15 protein-coding genes are annotated in these 23,494 nt (G+C 66.0%); 1 reads left to right on the top strand and 14 read right to left on the bottom strand.

Translation table 11 applies throughout. From position 1 onward, the window contains the following. Nucleotides 1–35 precede the first annotated feature (35 nt). The 8 genes from BP68_RS02270 to BP68_RS02305 form a co-directional block, all read right to left on the bottom strand. A complete protein-coding gene (locus tag BP68_RS02270; RefSeq protein ID WP_496368667.1) occupies nt 36–563 on the bottom strand; it encodes a disulfide bond formation protein B in 528 nt (175 codons plus the stop codon). 58 nt (nt 564–621) lie between these two features. Continuing rightward, entirely contained in the window at nt 622–1,749 is a 1,128-nt protein-coding gene (locus BP68_RS02275) for a sulfate/molybdate ABC transporter ATP-binding protein (RefSeq protein WP_496368669.1), read from the bottom strand. A 13-nt stretch (nt 1,750–1,762) separates the two neighbouring features. Then, nucleotides 1,763–2,683 (bottom strand): sulfate ABC transporter permease subunit CysW, encoded by a 921-nt coding sequence (cysW, locus tag BP68_RS02280; protein ID WP_496368671.1) that lies wholly within the window; start codon nt 2,681–2,683, stop codon nt 1,763–1,765. Continuing rightward, nucleotides 2,680–3,564, bottom strand: coding sequence for a sulfate ABC transporter permease subunit CysT (gene cysT / locus BP68_RS02285; RefSeq protein ID WP_496368673.1), 885 nt, complete (start codon nt 3,562–3,564; stop codon nt 2,680–2,682). Before cysT ends, cysW begins: the two co-directional genes overlap by 4 nt. A 12-nt stretch (nt 3,565–3,576) precedes the next feature. Then, the gene (locus tag BP68_RS02290) at nt 3,577–4,584 is read right to left on the bottom strand and encodes a sulfate ABC transporter substrate-binding protein (RefSeq protein WP_496368675.1); all 1,008 of its coding nucleotides are present in this window, start codon (nt 4,582–4,584) and stop codon (nt 3,577–3,579) included. A 203-nt stretch (nt 4,585–4,787) separates the two neighbouring features. After that, on the bottom strand, nt 4,788–5,252 hold the full coding sequence (locus BP68_RS02295; protein ID WP_496368677.1) for a SixA phosphatase family protein: 465 nt from the start codon (nt 5,250–5,252) through the stop codon (nt 4,788–4,790). Next, complete coding sequence (gene ppk1, locus BP68_RS02300; protein WP_496368679.1) at nt 5,249–7,429, bottom strand: polyphosphate kinase 1; 2,181 nt, start codon at nt 7,427–7,429, stop codon at nt 5,249–5,251. The genes BP68_RS02295 and ppk1 overlap by 4 nt, the downstream gene beginning before the upstream one ends. A 130-nt stretch (nt 7,430–7,559) precedes the next feature. Then, entirely contained in the window at nt 7,560–8,396 is an 837-nt protein-coding gene (locus BP68_RS02305) for a GNAT family N-acetyltransferase (protein WP_496368681.1), read from the bottom strand. A gap of 261 nt (nt 8,397–8,657) precedes the next feature. Between BP68_RS02305 and BP68_RS02310 the strand changes: the two genes are divergently transcribed. Next, a complete protein-coding gene (locus BP68_RS02310) occupies nt 8,658–10,880 on the top strand; it encodes an EAL domain-containing protein (RefSeq protein ID WP_496368683.1) in 2,223 nt (740 codons plus the stop codon). An 87-nt stretch (nt 10,881–10,967) separates the two neighbouring features. Here BP68_RS02310 and glmM read toward each other — a convergent pair whose 3' ends face one another. From glmM to BP68_RS02340, 6 genes are all read right to left on the bottom strand, one after another. Continuing rightward, nucleotides 10,968–12,302, bottom strand: a complete 1,335-nt coding sequence (glmM, locus tag BP68_RS02315) for a phosphoglucosamine mutase (protein WP_496369054.1) — start codon at nt 12,300–12,302, stop codon at nt 10,968–10,970. 13 nt (nt 12,303–12,315) lie between these two features. Then, entirely contained in the window at nt 12,316–13,188 is an 873-nt protein-coding gene (folP, locus tag BP68_RS02320; RefSeq protein WP_496368685.1) for a dihydropteroate synthase, read from the bottom strand. Between the two features lie 75 nt (nt 13,189–13,263). Then, complete coding sequence (gene ftsH, locus BP68_RS02325; RefSeq protein ID WP_496368687.1) at nt 13,264–15,183, bottom strand: ATP-dependent zinc metalloprotease FtsH; 1,920 nt, start codon at nt 15,181–15,183, stop codon at nt 13,264–13,266. Nucleotides 15,184–15,336: 153 nt separating this feature from the next. Further along, nucleotides 15,337–15,999, bottom strand: a complete 663-nt coding sequence (locus BP68_RS02330; protein ID WP_496368689.1) for an RlmE family RNA methyltransferase — start codon at nt 15,997–15,999, stop codon at nt 15,337–15,339. A gap of 190 nt (nt 16,000–16,189) precedes the next feature. Next, nucleotides 16,190–18,853: a DUF349 domain-containing protein gene (locus tag BP68_RS02335; protein ID WP_496368691.1), complete on the bottom strand. Its 2,664-nt coding sequence runs from the start codon at nt 18,851–18,853 to the stop codon at nt 16,190–16,192. A gap of 272 nt (nt 18,854–19,125) precedes the next feature. After that, the gene (locus BP68_RS02340) at nt 19,126–22,887 is read right to left on the bottom strand and encodes a DUF748 domain-containing protein (protein WP_496369056.1); all 3,762 of its coding nucleotides are present in this window, start codon (nt 22,885–22,887) and stop codon (nt 19,126–19,128) included. Between the last annotated feature and the right edge of the window lie 607 nt (nt 22,888–23,494).

Consider the following 23,494-nt stretch of genomic DNA (forward strand, 5'->3'; position numbering starts at 1 on the left):
TCAAGGCGCCCCGCGGCAGGGAGAGGGAGGCCCGCTCAGGCTGCGGCCAACCTGCCCCCGGAGCCGCGCGCACCGCGCACCAGCAGCACCAGCAGCAACACTGCGAACGCCGCGAACCAGACGAAGGACCAGTTGGCGATGGAGCCGCCCAGGAAGGTCCAGTCCACCGCCGTGCAGTCGCCCGAGCCGCGGAAGATCATCGGGATGGAGCGGCTGATGGGGTAGTTCTCGATCATTCCGTAGAAGTCGCGCCCGCAGGTCGCGATCTCGGGCGGATACCACTGCAGCCAGCTCTGGCGCGCGGCGGTGAAACCGCCGAAACCCGCCGCCGCCAGGGCCAGCACGGCCCAGCTCATCCACCAGCCTTTTTGGCCTCTAGCGCTTGCCAGTCCTGCGAAGACAGCTACACCAATGAGAGCATAGCGCTGCACGATGCACATGGGGCATGGCTCCAGCCCCACCACATGTTGCAGGTACATGCCAAAGGCCAGCATGGCCACGCAGGCGGCACTGATGAGCGCCAGAATGCGGCGCGGCGCGGTATCGATCCAATTCAACAACACTTGTATTTTTCCTTGTAGGGCCGGGCTCCAACCCCGCGCCCCAAGGGCTTGGCGATTGTCAGATACCGGCGGCTTGGTCCAGAAACACCTTGGCGCGGCGCGGTGTCACCACCAGCGTTTCGCCTTCGCGCAGCCCCATCTCATGGAATTGCTGCGCCGGAATTTGCGCTTCGATCAACGTGTCCGGGGCCACATTGTCCGTCGATTGGGTATCGCCCTCGGGGATTAGTTCCAGCCGCGCGATCGGCCCCACCACGATGGAGCGCGCCAGTTGCACCACGATGCCGCGCGGTCGGCCGTGCGCATCGAGCGCCTGGCCCGGCGAATAGCGCTCCACGTCCAGGTCATGCGGCCGCACGTAGGCGAAGGCCTGGGCGCCGTCGGCATGCTGGGCCTCGGGGCTGTCGATCTGCATGCCTTCGTCCAGGTACACGCGGCCATCGTTGGCGCGGCCCTTGAACAGGTTCACGTCGCCCAGGAAGCCATAGACGAAGGGGCTGGCCGGGTTGTCCCACACCTGCTGGGGCGTGCCCTGCTGTTCGATGCGCCCCTGGTTGATGACCACCACACGGTCGGCCACTTCCAGCGCCTCCTCCTGGTCGTGCGTCACAAAAATGGACGTCACATGCAGCTCGTCGTGCAGGCGGCGCAGCCAGCGGCGCAGTTCCTTGCGCACCTTGGCGTCCAGCGCGCCAAACGGCTCGTCGAGCAGCAGCACCTTGGGCTCCACGGCCAGGGCGCGCGCCAGGGCAATGCGCTGGCGCTGGCCGCCCGACAGCTGCGAGGGATAGCGGTCGGCGATCCAGTCCAGCTGCACCAGCTTGAGCAGGCTCATGACCTTCTCGCGGATCTGGGCCTCGCTGGGGCGTTCCTTGCGCGGCTTGACGCGCAGGCCGAAGGCCACGTTCTCGAACACGGTCATGTGGCGGAACAGCGCGTAGTGCTGGAACACGAAGCCCACGTTGCGCTCGCGCACATGCACGTCGGTCGTGTCCTCGCCGCTGAAGTGGATGCTGCCCACATCGGGCGTCTCCAGCCCGGCGATGATGCGCAGCAGCGTGGTCTTGCCGCAGCCCGACGGGCCCAGCAGCGCGATGAGTTCGCCGGACTGGATGTCCAGGCTCACATCGCGCAGCGCCTGGAAGGAGCCGAACTGCTTGCTGACGTTGCGGATTTCTATGCTCATGATGTGATAGCTTTCAGCGCAGTCCTGGTGCGGCTTGCGGTGCATTTGGACGCTCAGGAGGCAGCGCGGCGGCGGCCTTCATCTCTTGCTCGTTCTTCCACTCGGCCACGGTCTTGATGACCAGCGTGACCAGCGCCAGCAAGGCCAGCAGCGAGGCGGCAGCGAACGCGGCGACCGACTGGTATTCGTTGTAGAGAATCTCCACGTGCAGCGGAATGGTGTTGGTCTGGCCGCGGATGTGGCCCGACACCACCGACACCGCGCCGAACTCGCCCATGGCCCGCGCGTTGCACAGGATCACGCCGTACAGCAGGCCCCACTTGATGTTGGGCAGCGTCACCTTCCAGAAGGTCTGCCAGCCGCTGGCGCCCAGCACGATGGCGGCCTGCTCCTCGTCGCTGCCCTGGGCCTGCATCAGCGGGATCAGCTCGCGGGCAATGAAGGGAAAGGTGACGAACACGGTGGCCAGCACGATGCCCGGCACCGCGAAGATGATCTTGATGTCGTGCTCGGCCAGCCAGGGGCCGAGCCAGCCGTTGGCGCCGAACACCAGCACGTACATCAGGCCCGCCACCACGGGCGAGATGGAAAACGGCAGGTCGATCAGCGTGGTGAGGAAGGCCTTGCCCTTGAACTCGTACTTGGCGATGCACCAGGCCGCGGCCACGCCGAACACCAGGTTCAGGGGCACGGCGATCACGGCCGTGAGCAGCGTGAGCTGGATGGCCGACCAGGCGTCGGGCTCGCGCAGGCCCGCCAGGTAGGCATCCGCACCCTTGCGCAGCGCCTCGGTGAACACCGCCGCCAGCGGCAGCACCAGGAACAGCAGCAGGAACACCATGGCGATGGAGATCAGCGTCCATCGAACCCAGGGCGCCTCGGTCGTGCCAGCCCGGGCGCGGCGCGCGGTGCGGTTGGAAACGGCGGCACTCATGCGGGCGCTCCTGCGTGGCGACGCTGCCAGGCCTGCAAGGCGTTGATGACCAGCAGCAGGATGAAGGAAATGACCAGCATCACCACGGCCACGGCGGTGGCGCCGGCGTAGTCGTACTGCTCCAGCTTGCCGATGATGATCAGCGGCGTGATTTCGGACACCATGGGCATGTTGCCGGCGATGAAGATGACCGAGCCGTACTCGCCCACGGCGCGCGCGAAAGCCATGGCAAAGCCGGTGAGCAGCGCGGGCGTGATGCCGGGCAGGATGACCTTGGCGAAGATCTGCCAGCGCGTGGCACCCAGGCTGGTGGCGGCCTCTTCCAGCTCCTTCTCGCTGTCCTCCAGCACCGGCTGCACCGTACGCACCACGAACGGCAGGCCGATGAAGATCAGCGCGATCACCACGCCGTTCGGGTTGAAGGCCAGCTGGATGCCCAGCGGCTCGAAGTACTGGCCAACCCAGCCATTGCCCGCCAGCAGCGCCGTGAGCGAGATGCCGGCCACGGCCGTGGGCAGCGCAAACGGCAGGTCCACCAGCGCGTCCACGATCTTCTTGCCCGGAAACTGGTAGCGCACCAGCACCCAGGCGATCAGCAGGCCGAATACCAGATTCACGCAGGCGGCGATGAACGAGGCGCCGAAGGTAAGCCGGTACGAGGCCATCACGCGCGGAGCCGTCACCGCCTCCCAGAACTGCGGCCAGGTCATCGCGAAGGTCTTGAACAGCAGGGCCGACAGCGGCACCAGCACGATGATGCTCAGGTAGAACAGCGTATAGCCCAGCGTGAGCCCGAAGCCGGGCAGCACCCGCTTCGGACCGCGCCGGGTGGCACCCGATGCGGCCACAGCGGCGCCCTGCGAAACAACCGAGGTCGTCACTGTGGTCCTGCCTTACTTGCCGGGCGCGTAGAGCTTGTCGAACTGGCCGCCGTCGTTGAAGTGCACCTTCTGCGCCTCGGTCAGCGAACCGAAGTACTTGGCCACGGTGAACTGCTGGATGGGCTTGAACAGATCGGCGTGCTTCTTGAGCACGGCCTCCGACCGCGGGCGGATGGCGTGCTTGGCCGCGATCTCCTGCGCCTCGTCCGAGTACAGGTAGTCCAGATAGGCCTTGGCCAGCTCGGCCGTACCCTTCTTGGCCACCGTGCGCTCCACCACGGCCACGGGGTTCTCGGCGGTGACGCTGACCGAGGGGTACACGGCATCGACCTTGCCCTTGCCGAATTCGCGCTCGACCGACACCACTTCCGACTCGAAGGTGATCAGCACATCGCCGATGTTGCGCTGCAGGAAAGTGGCCGTGGCATCGCGCCCACCCTTGGCCAGCACGGGCACGTTCTTGTAGAGCTTGCCCACGAACTCCGCCGCCTGCGCGTCGGTGCCGCCCTTTTCGCGCACCGAACCCCAGGCGCCCAGGTAGGCATAGCGGCCGTTGCCACCGGTCTTGGGATTGACCACCACCACCTTCACGTCGGGACGGATCAGGTCGCCCCAGTCCTTGATGTTCTTGGGGTTGCCGTTGCGCACCAGGAACAGCATGGTCGAGGTGGTGGGCGAGGCGTCGTACGGGAACTTCTTGGCCCAGTCCTTGGCCACCACGCCGTTGTCAGCCAAGAACTGCACGTCGGTCGTGGTGTTGAAGGTGACCACGTCGGCGGCCAGGCCGTCGTTCACGGCGCGTGCCTGGGCGCTGGAGCCACCATGGGCCTGGTCCACCTTGATGTCCACGCCCTTGGTCTTCTTGTAGTGGACGACGAAGGCCTGGTTGTAGTCCTTGTAGAACTCGCGCGCCACGTCGTAGGACACGTTGAGCAGCGTTTGGGACTGCGCCGAGGCCAGCCCGCTGGCGGCCAGGGCCAGCGCGGCGAAAAGGGTCTTGATCTGGGTGGCGGGGGTCATCTGTGCGTCTCCACGTTGCAGGAATGCAATGCATTGTCGAGACGACAACTTAAAACTCAAAAGAATATATTCTTTTTAATTTATCGATTTTTTGAATAAAGAAACCCTGCCAAGCGTCCGAAGGCAGGTGCATTGAGGGCTGGCACCCGGGCGCCAAGCCACTGCCGGGCACGGCCCGGCTGAGTGGTGTATCGGCGGGGGAGCTACAGGAAGTCGGGAGACTGCACGGCCAGCAAGATGGTTTCGCTGACATCCTGCCGCTGGCGATGCCGCAGCCACCACACCGCGCCCTTGCGGATGGAGCAATCCTCCGAGCGCAGGCCCAGCAAGCGGGCCACCGTCTGGCCCAGCATGGGCTGGTGCCCCACGACGAGTACCGCGCCGCGGGAGCGGGGCCACTGGGCCAGTTCCAGCAGGTCGTCCGGGCTGCCGCCGGGCAGCAACTCGGCGCGCAGCTTGTACTTGCGGCCCAGTGCCCGGGCCGTCTGCTCCGTGCGGCGCGCCGGGCTGGCCAGCACGCGCAGGCCATCGGGCAGTTGCCTATCGAGCCAGACCGCCATGCGCGCGGCCTGTTTCTCGCCGCGGTGGGTCAGAGGCCGTTCCACATCCATCCCCTCCTCGGAAGGGTCCTCCGCTTCGGCGTGGCGCCAGAGTATGAGATCCATCATGTGCTTCCATTCCGAGGAGCGGCCGTACCCGCCGCCATGGGCGCGTAGCGCGCCATGAGTGCATTCTGGGCGCCCGTGCCATCCAGGGCCCGGGGCGCGCGGGAGTAGCGGCCGTCAGGTTCCAGATTCCAGGCGTCGCGGTCATCGTACAAATAGGCCACCAGACACTCGTCGATGATGCGCTGGCGCAGCTTCTTGTCGGTGACGGGCCATGCCAGCTCCACGCGGCGCAGCATGTTGCGGTTCATCCAGTCCGCGCTGGACAAGTACAGGTCCTCCTGCGCACCGCTGCGGAAATAGAACACCCGCGTATGTTCGAGAAAGCGCCCGATGACCGAGCGCACACGGATGTTGGCGGTCAGGCCGGGTACCTGGGCGGGCAGCATGCAGGCGCCGCGCACGATGAGGTCCACGCTTGCGCCGCACTGCGCCGCACGCATGAGCGCATGGATCAACGCCTCGTCGGTCAGGGCATTCATCTTGGCGACGATGCGCCCGCCCTCGCCCCGCTCGGCGGCAAGTCCCGCTGCGTCGATCTTCTCGATCAGGCAACGATGCAGATCGAATGGCGCGATCACCAGTTGGTGCAGCTTGGGCAGGCGGTTCTGGTTGGCCAGATGGTCGAAGACCGTATCCATGTCCGCGGTGAGCTCCGCGTTGGCCGTCAGGTAGCTGAGATCGGTGTACAGGCGCGCGGTCCGCGGGTTGTAGTTGCCGGTGGACAGGTGCCCATAGCGCCGCAGGCGGTTTCCCTCGCGCCGCGTCACCAGCAGCATCTTGGCGTGGGTCTTGAGCCCCACGACGCCGTACACCACCTGCGCACCGATCGACTCCAGCGCCTCGGCCCAGTTGATGTTGGCCTCTTCGTCGAAACGCGCCTTGAGCTCCACCACGGCCGTCACTTCCTTGCCGCGGCGCACCGCCTCGCGCAGCAGTTCCATGAGCTCCGAATCCGAGCCCGTCCGGTAAATGGTCTGCTTTATGGCCAGGACCTGGGGATCGTTCACCGCCTCGCGCAGGAAGGCCAGCACGCCCTCGAAACTCTCGAACGGCTGGTGAATGAGCAAGTCCCGGCGACGCATCTCCGCCATGATCGACGTGGAGCGCGGCAGCTGCACGGGCCACGACGGGCGCCAGGGCGGAAAAAGCAACGCCGGGTCGTTGATGAGCTCCACCATCTGCACCAGCCGCACCAGATTGACCGGCCCATGGACCCGGTACAGCGCCGCAGCGGGCAAGCCGAACTGCGACTGCAGAAAGTCCGCAAGAAAGCGTGAACAGCCCGAAGACACCTCCAGCCGGACGGCCTGCCCGAAATGCCGGTGCTGCAGCCCCTGGCGCAGCGCGGTGCGCAGATTGCGCACATCCTCTTCATCCACCGCCAGGTCCGAATGGCGGGTCACGCGGAACTGCGAGAACTCGCACACCTCCCGCCCCGGAAACAGCTCCGCCAGATGCGTGCGGATGATGCTGGAGAGGCTGACGAACTGCATGCCCGCGGGGGCCGCATGGGCGGGCAGCCGCATGATTCGCGGCAGCACGCGCGGTATCTTGACGATGGCGATTTCGTTTTCGCGCCCGAAGGCGTCGCCCCCCCGCAGGCGGACGATGAAATTCAGGGATTTGTTGGCCACCTGGGGGAACGGATGGGCCGGGTCCAGTCCCACGGGGATCAGCAGCGGCCGCACGTCGCGCTGGAAATAGTCACGCACCCAGCGCCGCTGCGCCGCGGTGCGCTCACCGTGCGACACGATGCGTATGCCACGCGCCGCGAAGGCGGGCGTCAGCGAGTCGTTGTACAGCGCATACTGCCGCGCCACCAGCTCATGGGCCTTGACCGCCAGCGCCTCGAAGGAATGGAGGCCGTAGCCGTCCTTGGCTCCCCCGCCCTCTGCAGCCGCCAGATGGGCCGCGGCCCGCACCTCGAAGAACTCGTCGAGGTTCGACGACACGATGCACAGGTAGCGCAGGCGCTCCAGCAACGGCACATCTTCGCGGACGGCCCAGTCGAGCACGCGCTCGTTGAAGGCCAGGATGCTGTGGTCACGGTCCAGCAACTGGAAAGGCGCCACGGGGACCGCCGGGGTCGATTCCACGGCCAGTTCACCCACCTCTACCCGATCCTGCGGCTCCGCAGCACGTTCAACGGACACGGGCGAAGACTGAAAGGGTGACATGAGGAATACAACCGGGTGAGAAAGGAACGCCATCCAGTATTAGTCATGCAGGTGACACATTCATGACAAAGACATTGTTCTGTCACACATGATGCGCACCCTGTCATTCTTCACGATGGAAGGCTCCGGTTCAACTCCCCAGGAAGTGCTTGCGGTAGCGCGGCGGCAGATCGGCCAGGCGCATGAGCATGGGCAGGTCGGCCGTGTTGAAGTCGGGGTCCCAGGCTGGCGCGCCGAGGATCTTCGCGCCCAGGCGCAGATATCCCTTGATGAGTGCCGGGGGCTCGACCTGCATGCTGCCATCCAGGTGCTCCACCGGCAACGCCAGGCGGGGCAGCACGTGGTATTCGATCGGCGCCAAATGCGTCTGGCGCAGCTGGTGCCAGATGCTGGCGGCCACGTCGCCCGTCACGATGCCGCCATGCAGCATGGGGATGCTGGCGCAACCGATCATGGTGTCGAGCTGGTTGCGCGTCATGAAGTCAGCCAGCGCCCCCCACAGCGCCAGAATCACGCCGCCATGACGATGGTCCGGGTGCACGCAGCTGCGACCCAGCTCCACCATGCGCTCGCGCAGGCCACGCAGGCGCGTCAGATCGAACTCGGTGTCGCTGTAGGTGCTGCCCACGCGCTTGGCCTGGGCCGGCGTGAGCACGCGGTAGGTGCCGACCACCTGCTGCGTCTGCGCATCGCGCACCAGCAGATGCTCGCAATAGTCGTCGAACAGATCCACGTCGTGCCCGGCAATGGCCGTCTGCAGGCGCGCGCCCATTTCAGACGCGAAGACCTCGAACCTCAGTCGCTGTGCTTCGCGGACTTCATCGAGGTGCCGCGCCCACGCCACCTCCACCCCGCCGCGCGCTGGCGTACTGATGCCCACACCCTCCGTGCTGCATGGGCGGTGAAGTGACCCCCTGGGAAGACTGACGGGGCTCAGGGGCATGGTGGGGTTTGGCAGATCGCTCATTCGGCACTCCTGGTTGCACGAGGGGCGGATGAGGCCGTCCCACGGCCCAAGCCTCCGCTCCCATGCCTGGCACTGTGCCCATGGCGCATGACACCGCGGTGTCGCGTTCATGTCGATGGCGTGTCACCCCTGCCCGATACCACGCGCGTTGGCCCCCGATCGTCCCCATATCACCCCTCAGGAAGCCGGTTTACAGGTTTATATACAATTTGGTACAAATAACGACCTTTCTTTCATCCCTCCGTCGGACCACTCCCGTCCATGTCCCACCTGCCAGCCGCCTTGGCACCCGAGCCCGGGCAGGCTTCGCCAACGGCACTCCAACGCATCCTGCGCGAACAGCAAACGCTGCTGGACAGCGCGGGGGTGGGCATTGTCTTCATCCGGCACCGCGCGGTGGTGCGCTGCAACCAGCGCTATGCGGAGATCTTCGGGCTCGATTCCCCCGAAGACGCCGTGGGACGCAGCAGCGAAGGCATGCACCCCAACCGCGACGCCTTTCGCGAACTGGGGCGCGCGGCGTTCCCCGAGCTATCCCGCGGCCATGCCTACCGCACCGAGCGTCAGCTCCGGCGCAGCAATGGCCGCCTGTTCTGGGCCCATCTCACGGGACGGCTGATCAACCCCGATGACAGCACCGAAGGCTCGATCTGGATCGTCGACGACATCCACGAGCAAAAGCACGCCCAGGCCCAGCTCCATGCCGCCGTGCGCGAGAAGCAGCTGCTGTTCGACAACGCCATGGTCGGCATCGTGTTCCTGCGGGAGCGGCACCTCACCCGCTGCAACCGCCACTTTGAGCAGATCCTGGGCTACGCGCCCGGCGAGCTGATCGGCGCATCGTCCCGGTGCTGGTACCAGAGCGACGCCGACTGGCAGGAGGCTGGCGTGCGCTGCTATGCCCCGCTGGCCATGGGCCTGGGGTTCGAGGGCCAGATGACCCTGCGCTCCAAGGATGGGCGTGCCATCGTCTGCGAGATTCGCAGCAAGGCCGTCGACCCGCTGAACCTGGCGCAAGGCTCCATCTGGATCGTCATGGATGTCAGCGAACGGCTGCGCATCCAGGCCAAGCTGGCGCAGGTGCATGGCGAACTGGAGCAGCAGGTGCGCGACCGCACGCGCGAACTGCGCGAAACGGTGAACAACCTGCACCGCCAGATCGAGGATCGCCAGCGCGACCAGGAGCGCATCCACTGGATGGCGCACTACGATGCCCTGACGGCGCTCCCCAACCGCGTGCTGCTGGCCGAGCGGGGCCAGGACGCGATCCGGCGTGCGCAGGAGAACGGCACGCCCCTGGCGGTCATGTTCCTCGACCTGGACAACTTCAAGCATGTCAACGACTCGCTGGGTCACCGCGTGGGCGATGCCCTGCTGGTGGAGATCGCCCGGCGCCTGCGCGGCACCGTGCGCGAGCGCGACACCGTCGCCCGCCTGGGCGGCGACGAATTCGTGCTGCTGCTGCCGGGCGCCAACGCGCAGGGCGCGGCGCGCGTCGCCGCCAAGATGCAGGAGGCTGCGCTGCTGCCCGTGCAGCTCGGGCACCACGAACTCTCTCTCGCGCTGTCCATGGGCATTGCCCTGTACCCCGAGCACGGCCACGATTTCGAGGCGCTCATCCAGTCGGCCGACACGGCCATGTACCGGGCCAAGGCCGACGGGCGCAACAGCTTTCGCTTCTTCTCGCCGCAGATGCAGGAGCAGTCTGCGCGCGCGCTGCAGCTGAACAACGCCCTGCGCAGGGCGCTGGAGCGCAACCAGCTCTCGCTGCACTACCAGCCGCAGGTCTCGATTTCCACGGGCACCGTGTGCAGCGTGGAGGCCTTGCTGCGCTGGAACCATCCCGAACTGGGCTCGGTGTCGCCGGCGGAATTCATTCCGGTGGCCGAAGACAGCGGCCATATCCTCCCCATCGGCGAATGGGTGCTGCGCACCGCGCTCGCGCAGCTGCGGGCCTGGCATGCCGCGGGGCTGACGCACCTCACCATGGCCGTCAACCTGTCGGCCGCGCAGTTTCGCCAGCCCCAGCTACTGGAACTGGTGGACCGCCTGCTCGCCGAATACGCCATTGCGCCGCACATGCTGGAGCTGGAGCTGACCGAAAACGTGGCGGTGGACGACCCTCACGCGGCGATCGCCACCATGGACCAGCTGTACGCCAAAGGGGTGCGCCTTTCCATGGACGACTTTGGCACGGGCTATTCGTCGCTGAGTCAGCTCAAGCGCTTCCAGATCTACCGGCTGAAAATCGACCAGTCCTTCGTGCGGGACCTGGACCACGATGGCAACGACCGCGCCATCGTCAGCGCCATCATCCGCATGGCGCAGGCCCTGGGCATGCGCACCACGGCCGAGGGCGTGGAGACGGCGGACCAGCTGGCCTTCCTGCGGGCCCAGGGCTGCGATGAGGCGCAGGGCTATTACTTCAGCCGCCCCCTGGCTGCTGCGAACCTGGAGCGCTACCTGCTGCGCCCCTGTGCCTGAATATAATAAAAACCGGCTCTAGCGCTTATGCAAAAAGCGCCAACAGCTATTATTTTAATAGCGAATATACCGGCTTAGCCGCAGCCTTCATCCGGCGCGGGCCGCATCCGCCAAGCGCTGGGCGCAGCGGCTGGCCTGGTCCGCATCCCGCGCCTCCACCATCACGCGCAGCAGCGGCTCGGTGCCGCTGGCGCGCACCAGCACGCGGCCATTGCCATCCAGCTCGGCCTCCACCTCGCGGGTCACCTGAGTCAGCAGGGCATTGGTCTTCCAGTCCTGTTCGGGGCTCAGGCGGACATTGAGCAGCACCTGCGGGAACAGCGGCACATCGGCCAGCAGCTGCGCCAGGGTTTTCTCGCTGCGCACGCAGGCCTGCAGCACCTGCAGAGCGCTGATCAGGCCGTCGCCCGTGGTGTGGCAGTCCAGCGCCAGCAGATGGCCCGACCCCTCGCCGCCCAGCAGCCAGCGCTGGCGCTGCAGCTCCTCCAGCACGTAGCGGTCGCCCACCTTGGTGCGCAGGAACTTGACGCCACGGCGCAGCAGCGCCTCTTCCACCGCCATGTTGGTCATCAGCGTGCCCACCACGCCGGGCACATGCTCGTCGCGCCCCAGGCGATCGGCCGCCATCAGGTACAGCAGCTCGTCACCGTTGTACAGACGCCCCGCGGCATCCACCATCTGCAGGCGATCGGCGTCGCCGTCGAGCGCAATGCCATAGTCGGCATGGTTGGCACGCACGGCGCGCACCAGCGCGTCGGGATGGGTGGCGCCCACCTCGTCGTTGATGTTGAGGCCGTCGGGCGCGCAGCCGATGGCCATGACCTCGGCGCCGAGTTCATGGAACACCTTGGGCGCGATCTGGTAGGCCGCGCCATGCGCGGCATCCACCACGATTTTCAGCCCCCGCAGCGTGAGGTCGTGCGCGAAGGTGCTCTTGCAGAACTCGATGTAGCGCCCCGCCGCATCGTCCAACCGGCGCGCCCGGCCCAGCGAGGCGGAGTCGGCCCACACGGGCGGCTGTTCCAGCGCGGCCTCCACCTCTTCCTCCCAGCTATCCGGCAGCTTGGTGCCCTGGGCGCTGAAGAACTTGATGCCGTTGTCCGGATAGGGGTTGTGGCTGGCGCTGATGACCACGCCCAGGCTGGCACGCTGCGCGCGCGTGAGGTAGGCCACGCCCGGCGTGGGCAGCGGGCCGAGCAGCACCACGTCCACCCCCGCCGAATTGAAGCCCGACTCCAGCGCGCTCTCCAGCATGTAGCCGGAAATCCGCGTGTCCTTGCCGATCAGCACCGTGGGGCGCTCCTCCTCGCGGCGCAGCACACGCCCCACCGCATGCGCCAGGCGCAGCACGAAGTCGGGGGTGATGGGGGCTTCGCCCACCGTGCCGCGGATGCCGTCGGTACCAAAGTATTTGCGGGTCATTGCCATGTTCTCCTCATCCATGAGTGCCTGTCGCCGCACCTGCGCCGCCAGGGCCTGTATCTTGCTGCTGCATCGCACGCCAGACGGCCAGCGCCGCCGCCGTCTCGCGCACATCATGCACGCGCACGATGCGCGCGCCCCGCTCCACCGCCAGCACCGCCGCCGCCACGCTGGGGGCCAGGCGCTCCTCCACGGGCAATCCCGTCACGCTGCCCAGGGACGACTTGCGCGACCAGCCCGCCAGCAGCGGATAGCCCAGGGCCAGCAGCTCCGCCTGGCGGGCCAGCAGCGCGAAATTCTGTTCCACGGTTTTGCCGAAGCCAATGCCCGCATCCAGAACGATACGAGCCTTATCGACCCCCTGCGCCCGCAGATCATGCGCAGAGCGCTCCAAAAACAAGAGCACCTGAGGCACCACGTCACCCGCCATGGGCATGCTTTGCATGGTCTGCGGATCGCGGTGCATGTGCATCAGGCACACGCCGCTGCGCGGGTGGCGCGCAACGATCTCTGCCGCCCCCGGCTGCCGCAGGGCCCAGATGTCGTTGACGATATCGGCCCCCAGATCCAGCGCGGCCTGCATGACCACGGGCTTGTAGGTGTCCACGGAAACGGGCACGCCCAGGCCCACGGCCTCGCGCACCAAGGGCACGACGCGCGCCAGCTCCTCGGCCAGCGGCACGGCCGGGCTGCCGGGGCGGGTCGATTCGCCGCCGATGTCCAGGATGTCCGCCCCATCCTTGAGCAGCTGTTCGCAGTGGCGCAGCGCCGCGGCCGTGCCGGCATGCCGGCCGCCGTCGGAGAAGGAGTCGGGGGTCACATTGACGATCCCCATGACCTGCGGACGAGCCAGGTTCACGTCGAAGCGGGTGGTTTGCCAGAGCATGCGCGGGGAGACGGAAAAAGATGGGGAAGGCACAAAAAACGGGGCGCAAGGCCCCGTTGATCGCAGGCGGCCGCGTCAGGCCGCAGAGGGTGCCGGATCGGGCTTGACGGCCGGCGTGCCGCCGCTCGATCCGTCGCCGCCAGACGACGGCGTGCGCGGCGTCCAGTCCTTGGGGGGACGGGGCTCGCGGCCAGCCATGATGTCGTCGAGCTGCTCGGCGTCAATGGTTTCCCATTCGAGCATAGCCTTGGCCATGGCGTGCATCTTGTCCTGGTTGTCCTCGATGAGGCCGCGCGCCAGGGCGTACTGCTCGTCGATGATGCGGCGCACCTCGGCGTCCACCTTCTCCATGGTCTGCTCGCTCATGTTGGTGGTCTTGGTGACCGAGCGGCCCAGGAAGACTTCACCCTCGTTCTCGGCATAGACCATGGGGCCCAGCGCCTCGCTCATGCCGTAGCGCGTGACCATGTCGCGGGCGATGGAGGTGGCGCGCTCGAAGTCGTTGCTCGCGCCCGTGGTCATCTGGTTCATGAACACTTCCTCGGCGATGCGGCCGCCGAACAGCATGGCGATCTGGTTCAGCATGTACTCCTTGTCGTAGGAGTAGCGGTCCTTCTCGGGCAGGCTCATAGTCACGCCCAAGGCGCGGCCGCGCGGAATGATGGTGACCTTGTGCACGGGGTCGCACTTGGGCAGCAGCTTGCCGATGAGCGCGTGGCCGGCCTCATGGTAGGCCGTGTTGCGACGCTCCTCCTCGGGCATAACCATGCTCTTGCGCTCGGGGCCCATGATGATCTTGTCCTTGGCCTTCTCGAAGTCCTGCATCTCCACGGTGCGCGCGTTGCGGCGCGCGGCCATGAGGGCCGCCTCGTTGCACAGGTTGGCCAGGTCGGCGCCCGACATGCCGGGCGTGCCGCGGGCGATGATGGCCGGGTTCACGTCCTGGCCCACGGGAATCTTGCGCATGTGCACACCCAGGATCTGCTCGCGGCCGCGGATGTCGGGCAGCGTCACATAGACCTGGCGGTCGAAGCGGCCGGGGCGCAGCAGGGCCGCGTCCAGGATGTCGGGGCGGTTGGTGGCCGCGACCACGATCACGCCGAGGTTGGTCTCGAAACCGTCCATCTCGACCAGCATCTGGTTCAGCGTCTGCTCGCGCTCATCGTTGCCGCCACCCAGGCCTGCGCCACGCTGGCGGCCCACGGCGTCGATTTCGTCGATGAAGATGATGCAGGGGGCGTTCTTCTTGGCGTTCTCGAACATGTCGCGCACGCGGGCCGCGCCCACGCCGACGAACATCTCCACGAAGTCGGAGCCCGAGATGCTGAAGAACGGCACCTTGGCCTCGCCCGCGATGGACTTGGCCAGCAGCGTCTTGCCGGTACCCGGGGGGCCCACCAGCAGCAGGCCGCGCGGAATGCGGCCGCCGAGCTTCTGGAACTTCTGCGGGTCCTTCAGGAAGTCCACGACTTCCTTGACTTCTTCCTTGGCCTCGTCGCAGCCAGCCACATCGGCAAAGGTGACGGTGTTGTTGTTCTCGTCGAGCATGCGCGCCTTGCTCTTGCCGAAGCTGAAGGCGCCGCCCTTGCCGCCGCCCTGCATCTGGCGCATGAAGTACACCCACACGCCGATCAGCAGCAGCATGGGCCCCCAACTCACGAGCAGCGTCATGAGCAGCGAGCCTTCCTCGCGCGGCTTGACGTCGAACTTGACGTTGTTGTTGATCAGGTCGCCCACCAGGCCCCGGTCGAGATAGGTGGCCGTGGTACGGATGCGGCGATCATCGTTGGTGAGGGCCACGATCTCGGTGCCACCCTGGCCTTCCTGGATCGTGGCGCTCTTGATGCGGTTGCTGCGCACCTCTTCCAGGAATTCCGAGTAGCCCACGGTTCCGGTGCCCGCGCCGGTACGGGTGTCAAACTGTTTGAACACCGTAAAGAGCACCATGGCGATGACCAGCCAGACGGCGACTTTTGAAAACCACTGATTGTTCAAGCGGAACTCCAGATTCAGAAGTAGGTGGGCGGCCACGACAGTGTCATGGAGACGCCATAGCACATTTGGGGAACATTTTAGGCGTTTCAACCCGAGGGCGCCCCCCATTAACCCCGGTGCGGGCCATGGTCACCACAGGCCCGGCACCACCTTTCAGGCGGCCTTCTTCAGCCCCATCCCTACCAGGAAGGTCTCGGATGATTTGTCCCGCGACGCCTTGGGCTTGATCGGCTTGACCACGCGGAAGGTGTCCTTGAACAGTTGCACCAGCTGCGAATAGCCGCTGCCATGGAACAGCTTGACCACCAGGGCGCCTTCAGGCCTCAGGTGGTGCACGGAGAAGTCGACGGCCAGTTCGATCAGATGGGCAATGCGCACCGCATCCACCGATTCCACGCCCGAGAGATTGGGCGCCATGTCCGACACCACCACGTCCACGGGACGGCCCAGCAGCGCCTCCTGCAGTTGCGCCAGCACCGCCTCTTCACGGAAGTCCCCCTGCAGGAACATCACCCCCTCGATGGGCTCCATGGGCAGGATGTCCAGCGCGATGATGGTGCCATTGAGCTGACCCACGGCCGCGCCGCCCGGCGACAGGCGCCGGCGGACATACTGGCTCCACGCACCGGGCGACGCGCCCAGATCCACCACCGTGTGCCCCGGCTTGATGAGCCCGAGCTGCTCGTCGATCTCCTTGAGCTTGTAGGCCGCGCGCGCGCGGTAGCCCTCTTTCTGCGCGAGCTTCACGTAAGTGTCGTTGACATGGTCATTGAGCCACGCCTTGTTCACTTTCTTGCTTTTCGTCTGGACTTTCATCGCGGTCGTCCCGGTCGTTTGAACAGCTTCAAGAAGGGGCCTTCTGTCGGGCCTGCAGCCGCGCAGCACCGGCCTGCCCCCTCCATCACTGGAAATACAAACGCCCGATGCAGCGCATCGGGCGTGGTGGGCCCGCCTGCGCGGGCCGGAACTGCACGGGACGGCCATGCCATCGCCGTGCTTGGTGCCATCACTTCCTCAACAACACCTTCAGTGCATTCTGAAGACGGCGTGCGCTGGCCTCGTCGCCGACGCCGGCAAAGACCTGCGCCGCATCCTGCGCCCAGGTCTGCGCCGGTGCCGGGTCATTGCGGCGCGTGAGCAACTGCAACTGCAGTGCACGGCGCGCGGCGAGCTGATCGGCCGGCGTGGGCACTTCCGCAGCGATCTCCAGCCGCAGCAAGGCCTGCGCCGCATCGGCACCGGTTCCGGCAGGTGCGCCAATGGCCTGGGTCCATGCCGTGCGCACACTGGCAGAGACCTTGCCGCCCAGCTCCTGCACGCTCGGCATCTGCTCGGCATCGCGGCCCTTCCAGGCCGACATCAGCTGCGTGATCGCCTCGCCATGGGCCTGCGCCGCCAGCTTGCGCAGGGCCAATTGCGCATGGTCCATGGCATCACGCTGCGCACGGAATGCGGCATCGCCCAAGCGCGGGCCGCGTTCACCCGCGGCCTCGCGGCCACGCTCACGTCCCATGCCCTCCCGCGGGCCGCGTCCATCACGTCGATCGCGGCGTTCGCCTGCTGCGCGGCCGCCACGCACCTCCGGCGCCGGCGTGGACTTGCGCATGCCCGGACGGTCATCGCCACGCACCGCCACCACCAGGCGCGCCGGAGTCCGGGCCACGGCCGTCTCGCCATCTGCAACGTCGCCCGCTGCACTCGCTCCTGAATCAATAGCTGCTTGCGCTTGCCCCTCCTGGGCAAGCGGCTGATTTTTATCAGAATCATCCGCCCCTGCGCCCTTGTTCGCCTGCTCCTTGATGGCCAGCTCCAGCGCGGCCATGGCCGCACGAATCTGCTGTGCATCCCCCGATGCGTTGGCGGCCTCCAGGGCCTTGGAGGCGTCCAGCACCGCACGGTCACGCGCGCCCAACTCCACGGCCTGGCGGCCGCGCTCTGCCGACTTGCGGTTGAAGGCTTCGTCTATGGGCTTGCGGAAGGCATCCCACAGCTTCTGCTCCTGCCTGCGGTCCAGAGGCACCGACTGCGCCTCCGCCTGCCAGCGCTGCTGCAGCGCCTTGATGGCATCGATGCGCAGCGAGGGCGCCGCTCCCAGGGACGCGGCTTCCTCGATCATGGCGTGGCGCAACTCCAGGCTGGCCTTCTGCGCGGCCTCCAGCGGCGCCGCGGCCAGCGCCAGCGCCTGCTTCCACAGGGGTTGCAATTCGGCGAAAACCTTCTCGCTCACGTGGCCGCCCAGGCGCCAACGCTCGCCGAACTGGTGCAGCGCGCGGTTCACGGCCTTCCAATCAGAGGCCGCCGCACCCGCCTGTTCCTGCGCCCAGGCCTTGACCTCTTCGACCAGGGCCATGCGTTGCGCGCGGTGCTCGGCCCCTTCGGCGCGCACCTTTTCCAGCCAGGCCTCGACCACCTTATGGGCCGCATTGCAGGCCTCGTCGAATTTCTTCCACAGCGCATGGTTCGCCGGTGCACCTTGGTCGGCCTGCTTCCACTGCTCACGCAACTGGCGCAGCGTTTCCTGCATCTTGCGCCCGCCAATGGCCTGCCCTTCCGGGCGGCGCAGCAGGGCTTCGGCACGCGCGAGCAGATCTTCGCGCAGTTGATCGGCGCTCCAGCGCTGCCAGCCCTCCAGTTCACCGGCCGCAACCAGGGCGGCATGCACCTTCTGCTCCAGATCGCCGTCGATCAGCCGGCCATGCACCTTCAGCACGGCGCGCAGTGCCGCGGCGGCGCCAACACTGGCCTTGCCATGTCCTTGCACGGTCTCCTGCTCCAGCTTGGCCAGGGCTTCGCGCACGGCCTGCATGGCTTTCTCACGCACTTCAGGGTCCACCTTCGGCTTGCCAGCGCCCACACGCGCAGCAGGTTGGCCGGCGGCAGCTTCCGCCGGCTGCCCACGCGCAACGCGCAACTCATCGGCCCACACCGGCACGGGTGGCAATGGGGCGGACTCATCCTGCGCGGCGGCAACCGTCTGCGCCAGCGCCGACTGGAAGGCCTCCCACACCACCAACAGCTGCGTGCGCGAGGACTCCAGCAAGGCGGGAAAGCGAGCCTCCACGCTGGGCCAGGCGGCATCGCCCGCCAGTTCCTGCGCCTGTTCCTGCCAGCGGCCCACATCGGCGCTCAGCAGCTCGAGCGCCGATTGCGCGTCCTTCCAAGGCTTGGTGGACAGCACCTCGATACGCTGCGCCAGCAGCACCGCCGCCTCGCGCTGCACCTGCACGCGGTGCTGCAGATCTTCAATGGTCTTCACGCGGTCGTTCAATTGCGCCTTGAGCACCGACAGCGGTTCACGCGACAGAGGCGCCCCGGCCTTGGCGGCGTCGCGCTGCCAGGCCAGTGCATCGGCAATGTTCAGCTTGGGGGCCGCCAAAAGCGCCTCGGCCTTCGCCGCCCATTCGGCCGCGATGGCCTCTTGCCCCTCGGCGCGCCGGATTTCATCCAGGCGTTCGCGCACGGCGCGCGCGGCACCCTTGTCACGCGCGCTCAGTTCCTTGAACACCTCCTGCAGCTTGTCGGTGGCAGGCTGGGTGGCAAGCCACTCCCGGATGCGCGCTGACCGCTCGCCAGAAGTGGCGGCCGAGAAGGCACCGCCTGTCAACGCATCGAGGGGATGCGGCTCGCTGGTTTTGGCCTGGACCGGGGTCGCTTCGGGTGCGTCTGACATTTTGCTGCGAGAAGAAAAGGGGAACATGGATCCAATAGGAAAAGAGGCCGGCCGCCTGCGGCGCCAGCACCATGCCGGAAACCGCGCCTGTGCCCGCTTCCCGGTGAAACTGCTATTTTCGCCCGGTTTTGGCCCGGGCCCGGCCTGCTCCAGATCATGAAGCCCTCAGGCATGGTGCATGGCCTCAGACAGAGCGAACCATCTCAGATGGCAAGCACTACTGTACCGGCTCGGCCCAGGCCAGGCTGCAAGACCTTGTTTCTGCCTTGGACTCAGCGCGTGGCGAGCGTCAATTCTGCCTTGGGCACCCATGCGGCGGCACCCTCTTCCACCGGCTGCAACTTGCTGGCACCCACGAACAGACGGTCCAGTCCGACCTGCCTGCTCGCAAGATAGTCACGCACCGCCACACCACGCGCCAGAGCCAGATCGGGCATGGCATTGCCGGGCACCTCAATGCTCTTTAGGAGCAGTCCCTCCATCTCGCCTTGCGGCAGGTCCTTGGCCAAGCCGATCAGGTTGCGGGGCTTCTTGATGTCGGCACGCTGGTAGACCTCCTTGAGGAGGACCGGATATTCCTCGTCGCTGACCGGCAATACATCACCCGCCGAATCACCGGCCCTGACCGCCGCGCGGCGCTTCTGCGCCTGCGCCAGATCGCGCAAGCGCAGCCGTTTCCACGCCTCCTGCTCGGCCTCCGGCTGGGCCCATCCCACCACGGTCACCTTGAGCGCCGGCCGGTTGTTCAGCTCTTCGGCAATCTTGTCGAGCTGCTGGCGTGCACGCTCGTCCAGGACGGCGCTGCCCGCGGCAAAGGGAATGGCGCCCTGCTCATCCGCACCACCAAGTGCGCCTGCCAGCAGTGAGAACGGCGCCGTGATCGCCTTCATGATGAGATTGCCGATGACCTTGAGGATGACGGCGCCCAAACGGAACTCCGGGTCGTTCAGCGAGCCACTGACGGGCAGTTCCACATCGATCACGCCATTGCGATCGGCCAGCAGGGCCACGGCCAATCGCACGGGGAGGCTGGCGGGCGCCCCCTCCACGGGGTCGCCAAAGGCCAGCTGATTGAGCACCAGCTTGTTGGCGGCCGTGAGCTGCCCATCGGGCTGCACCTTGTAGGAGACATCCATGCTCAGCTTGCCGCGCTCTATGCCATGCCCCGCATATTTGATGCTGTAGGGCGACAGGGGCGGCAATTCCAGGTCACGCATGCGCCCCTGAATATCCAGAGCCAGGGGCGTGACCAGCGGGTTCAGCCGGCCCGTCACCTCCAGCGAGGCCGTTCCCTGCGCGCGGCCGCGCAACTCCAGCTCCGCCATCTGCGGCTCCGTGCCTGCCGCAGCCACGACCGAAGAAAATGCACTGAGCCGGCCATTCAACTCACTGAGGTCCGCCGAGTAATTGGGCTTGATGAAATGGTCCGTGAAACGCACCGCGCCATTCGTCAGCGCCACGGGACCGAACCGTATCTCAGGCGCCATCGGATCGGCCGGATGCACGGCCGCCGAACTGCCTGCAGCCTGCGTTCCGGTAGCGGCAGGCGCCTGGGTTGCCGCGGCCACGGCTTGCTCAGGCGCAGGCGCCTTGCGAATGTCCTGCAGATTGAGGCGACCATTTTCCTGCACGATGATGCGCGCGAAGAAATCGCTCAGCGCCGTCTCCTTCACATCCAGCACCAGCGGCTTTCCCGGCTTGAGGTCCACGGCCACTCCACGCAGGCCCAGGGACTTCCAGCGCAGCAGCTCCTCGCCCGGCGCTGCCACGCGCGAGCCGCCCTCTTCCTGGTCATCCTTGGCGTCATCGGCCGCGGCGCGCACTCGCACCTCATCCAGGGAGACGTCCCCCGCCACCGACACCATGGGGCCCGCGGTCTCCTGCACGTAGCGCATATCCCCCGTGAAACTGCCATCGGCACGGAGAATGTCCACATTCAAGGCCGGCGCCACATAGGGCTCGAACGCGTGCAGCGGCACGTGCTGCGCACGCAGCTTGCCCTGAACGGTCAGATGAGGGGCCATGGCCAGCGAACCCTCGTAGCTCAGTCGCCCCGGCTCGGCACGGCCAGCCGCCACCCGCGTATCCACGCGCACCATGGCCGGAGCCAGCCGGCCATCGGCCAGGGCCACATTCTTCACCTGTGCCTGCAGTCCGGACAGATTGAGCGCTACCGGCCTCACCGCCGTGGCATCGCGAAACGCAAGGCTTGCGCCCTCCACATCCACGGCTGCCAACTTCAGCGTCCACGGCTTGTGTTCGGTTGCCTGCGCAACAGCAGGCCGGGACTGCGGCAATGCCGCGGGCGCCTCGGCCAACCAATCCTCGAACATCCAACCACCCGTCGCCGCGCGCGCGACCAGCACACGCGGCTGCTTCAGGGTCACTGGTCCCAAGGTCAGCTGCCGCTGCGAGAGTGACACCAGGGTATCGCTCATCTCCAAGCGCCCCAGCTCAAGCAGCGAGGTCTGAGCCACATCCACCATTCCGGCCCTGCGCAGGGTCTGGCACTTGTCGCCTCCCGCGCAACCCAAGGCAAGCTTGTCCAGCGACAACGTTGCGAGCTTGGCCGCCATGGCGTCACCGTTCTTAGCCAGGCCTACGTCCGCGTCCAGCATGCCGATCAACGATGGCTTGAGCACGCTCGCCAGATACGGCGCTGCCATGCCCAGGGACAATCCGCGAATGGAGACGGCGGCCTGCGCCAGCACATCGGTCGCCTGGCCCTGGACCGCCAACCGGGCCGCATCGCCATCGGCACCGCCGCCTGACAACTCTGCACTGGCTTGAAATTGCAGCGGCTGCGCGAACGGCAATGCAATGGCCGAAGCATCCAGCTGCAGGTTCTTGGCCATCCAGGCCGCCTTCCCACCCGGCAAGCTGGCATCCAGCCAATCGACCGTGCTGTTGCGCAGGCTCAGCCGCCCGAGCCGGAACTGCCATGGAGCAGCCCCTGCCGCACCAGCAGGCTGCGAGGCCGGCGCCGCTCCGGCTTCGGCGGCCCCGCCCTTGGCCGGGGTCTGCGCCAGACCGGGAATCGCCAAGGCACCAGCGGCATCCCTGCGCAGCCGCGCGTGCGCACCACGCCAGTTAATGGCTTCGATGTCCACGCTGCGCTGCAAGGGCCGTACATCCTTGATCGCCACATGCAGGGCGTCGAAATCCAACAGCCGCTCCCCCTCACCATCGGTCGTTTCCACGCCACGCAGATCCACCACGCCGCTGATTTTGAGCAGGGGCCCGGCCTCCTGCTCAAAACCCAGCTTCAGATCGGCATCCAGCACGCCCGCCTTGAGCCGCACAGGCACGCTATCCGGTATGTAACCGGCAAAAGGCCCCAGGTCGAAGCCTTTGATCTGCATGCTGGCCTCGGTCTTGCGGTCCTCCGCGAAAGGCAAGGTCTGAGCGGCCGAATCGAATGGGCTGCCATTCAACTCGAAAGCCAGCCTGGGCGCCACCTTGACCTGGCGATCCGCCGAAAGATTGCTCAAAAACGGCACATGGAGCTGCATCTGCCGCAATGTGTGCACCTTGCCCACCGTTCGGTCATCGAAATCCACCGAGCCACCCTGCAGCGCAATGTTGTAGAGCGCAAAACGCAACGGCGATGCCTGGTCCGGTTCGGGCTGCGGCTGCGCAAGGCGCGCCAGGACGTCATCGAAGTCGTAGCGACCGGGCGCAGTCTGCGTGACATGCAGCACTGGGCCATCCACCTGCAGTGCATCGATCACCGGCGCCAGCCGCCATAGAGACTGCAACTCGGCATCTATATAGATACGCTCAATCTGGGCCTGGGAGGTCTTGCCGTCCTGGGATGCAATGGACAGCCTGTGCACCGTGGCCTCCAGCGTCCAGGGCAGAAACTCCACCTTGGCAACGGTAACCGTACGCCCCAACAGGGCCGAGGCATGCCGCTCAATCTGCCCCCGAGCGACGGGAGGAATGATCAGCCAGGCCAATACCCAGAGCAATAGCAAGCCGCCCAACGGCCACGCCAGGCGCTTCGCCCATCGATGATTCTTGATTGTTTGCATGATGCGGAACACGCGACTCTCTGAACTGCCCACGCTATTGGATCAGTGAACGCCACCACAACAATGTAAAAAACAGCAAAAAGAAAGCCCGGTGAACGGAAACACTCCGCTCACCGGGCTTGACGGCTGACACAAAGGTCTTTAGCCATCTTTTGCACCGTGGAGATGGTCGTCCCCGGTGCAGGAGGCAAGGTATTGCCTCCAGGGTTTGCCTTGAAAGCGATGGACCAATTGCCTGATGCAGCACTACATGCCTTTCATCAAGTTGGTTTCGCCTCTTCCGGCGGATGCCTGAATCACTCAGGCGCTTCTAAGGTAGCAAACTTGACGGGCACTTTCCAACAGCTTTTCTCAATGATGAGGAACCCATGATTGGGAGTTTCATTTCGCCGCAACTGCTTCAATTGGACTCCGCCCCAAAAACACGCCTGGGTAGCCTCATTTCTGTGGATTTTTACAGTATCTTTAGAATTTTTTAATCTAAAAAATAGAAATGTTAGTGTTGACCATGAATTTAGAGAGCTTCTAGAATCCGCCAGCCTCAAAATTCAGGCCTAGTAAAAACCCTAGCCGTTGCCACCTTCGGCTACGACAGTCCACCAAAAGC

This window comes from Diaphorobacter oryzae DSM 22780, from assembly GCF_059568935.1.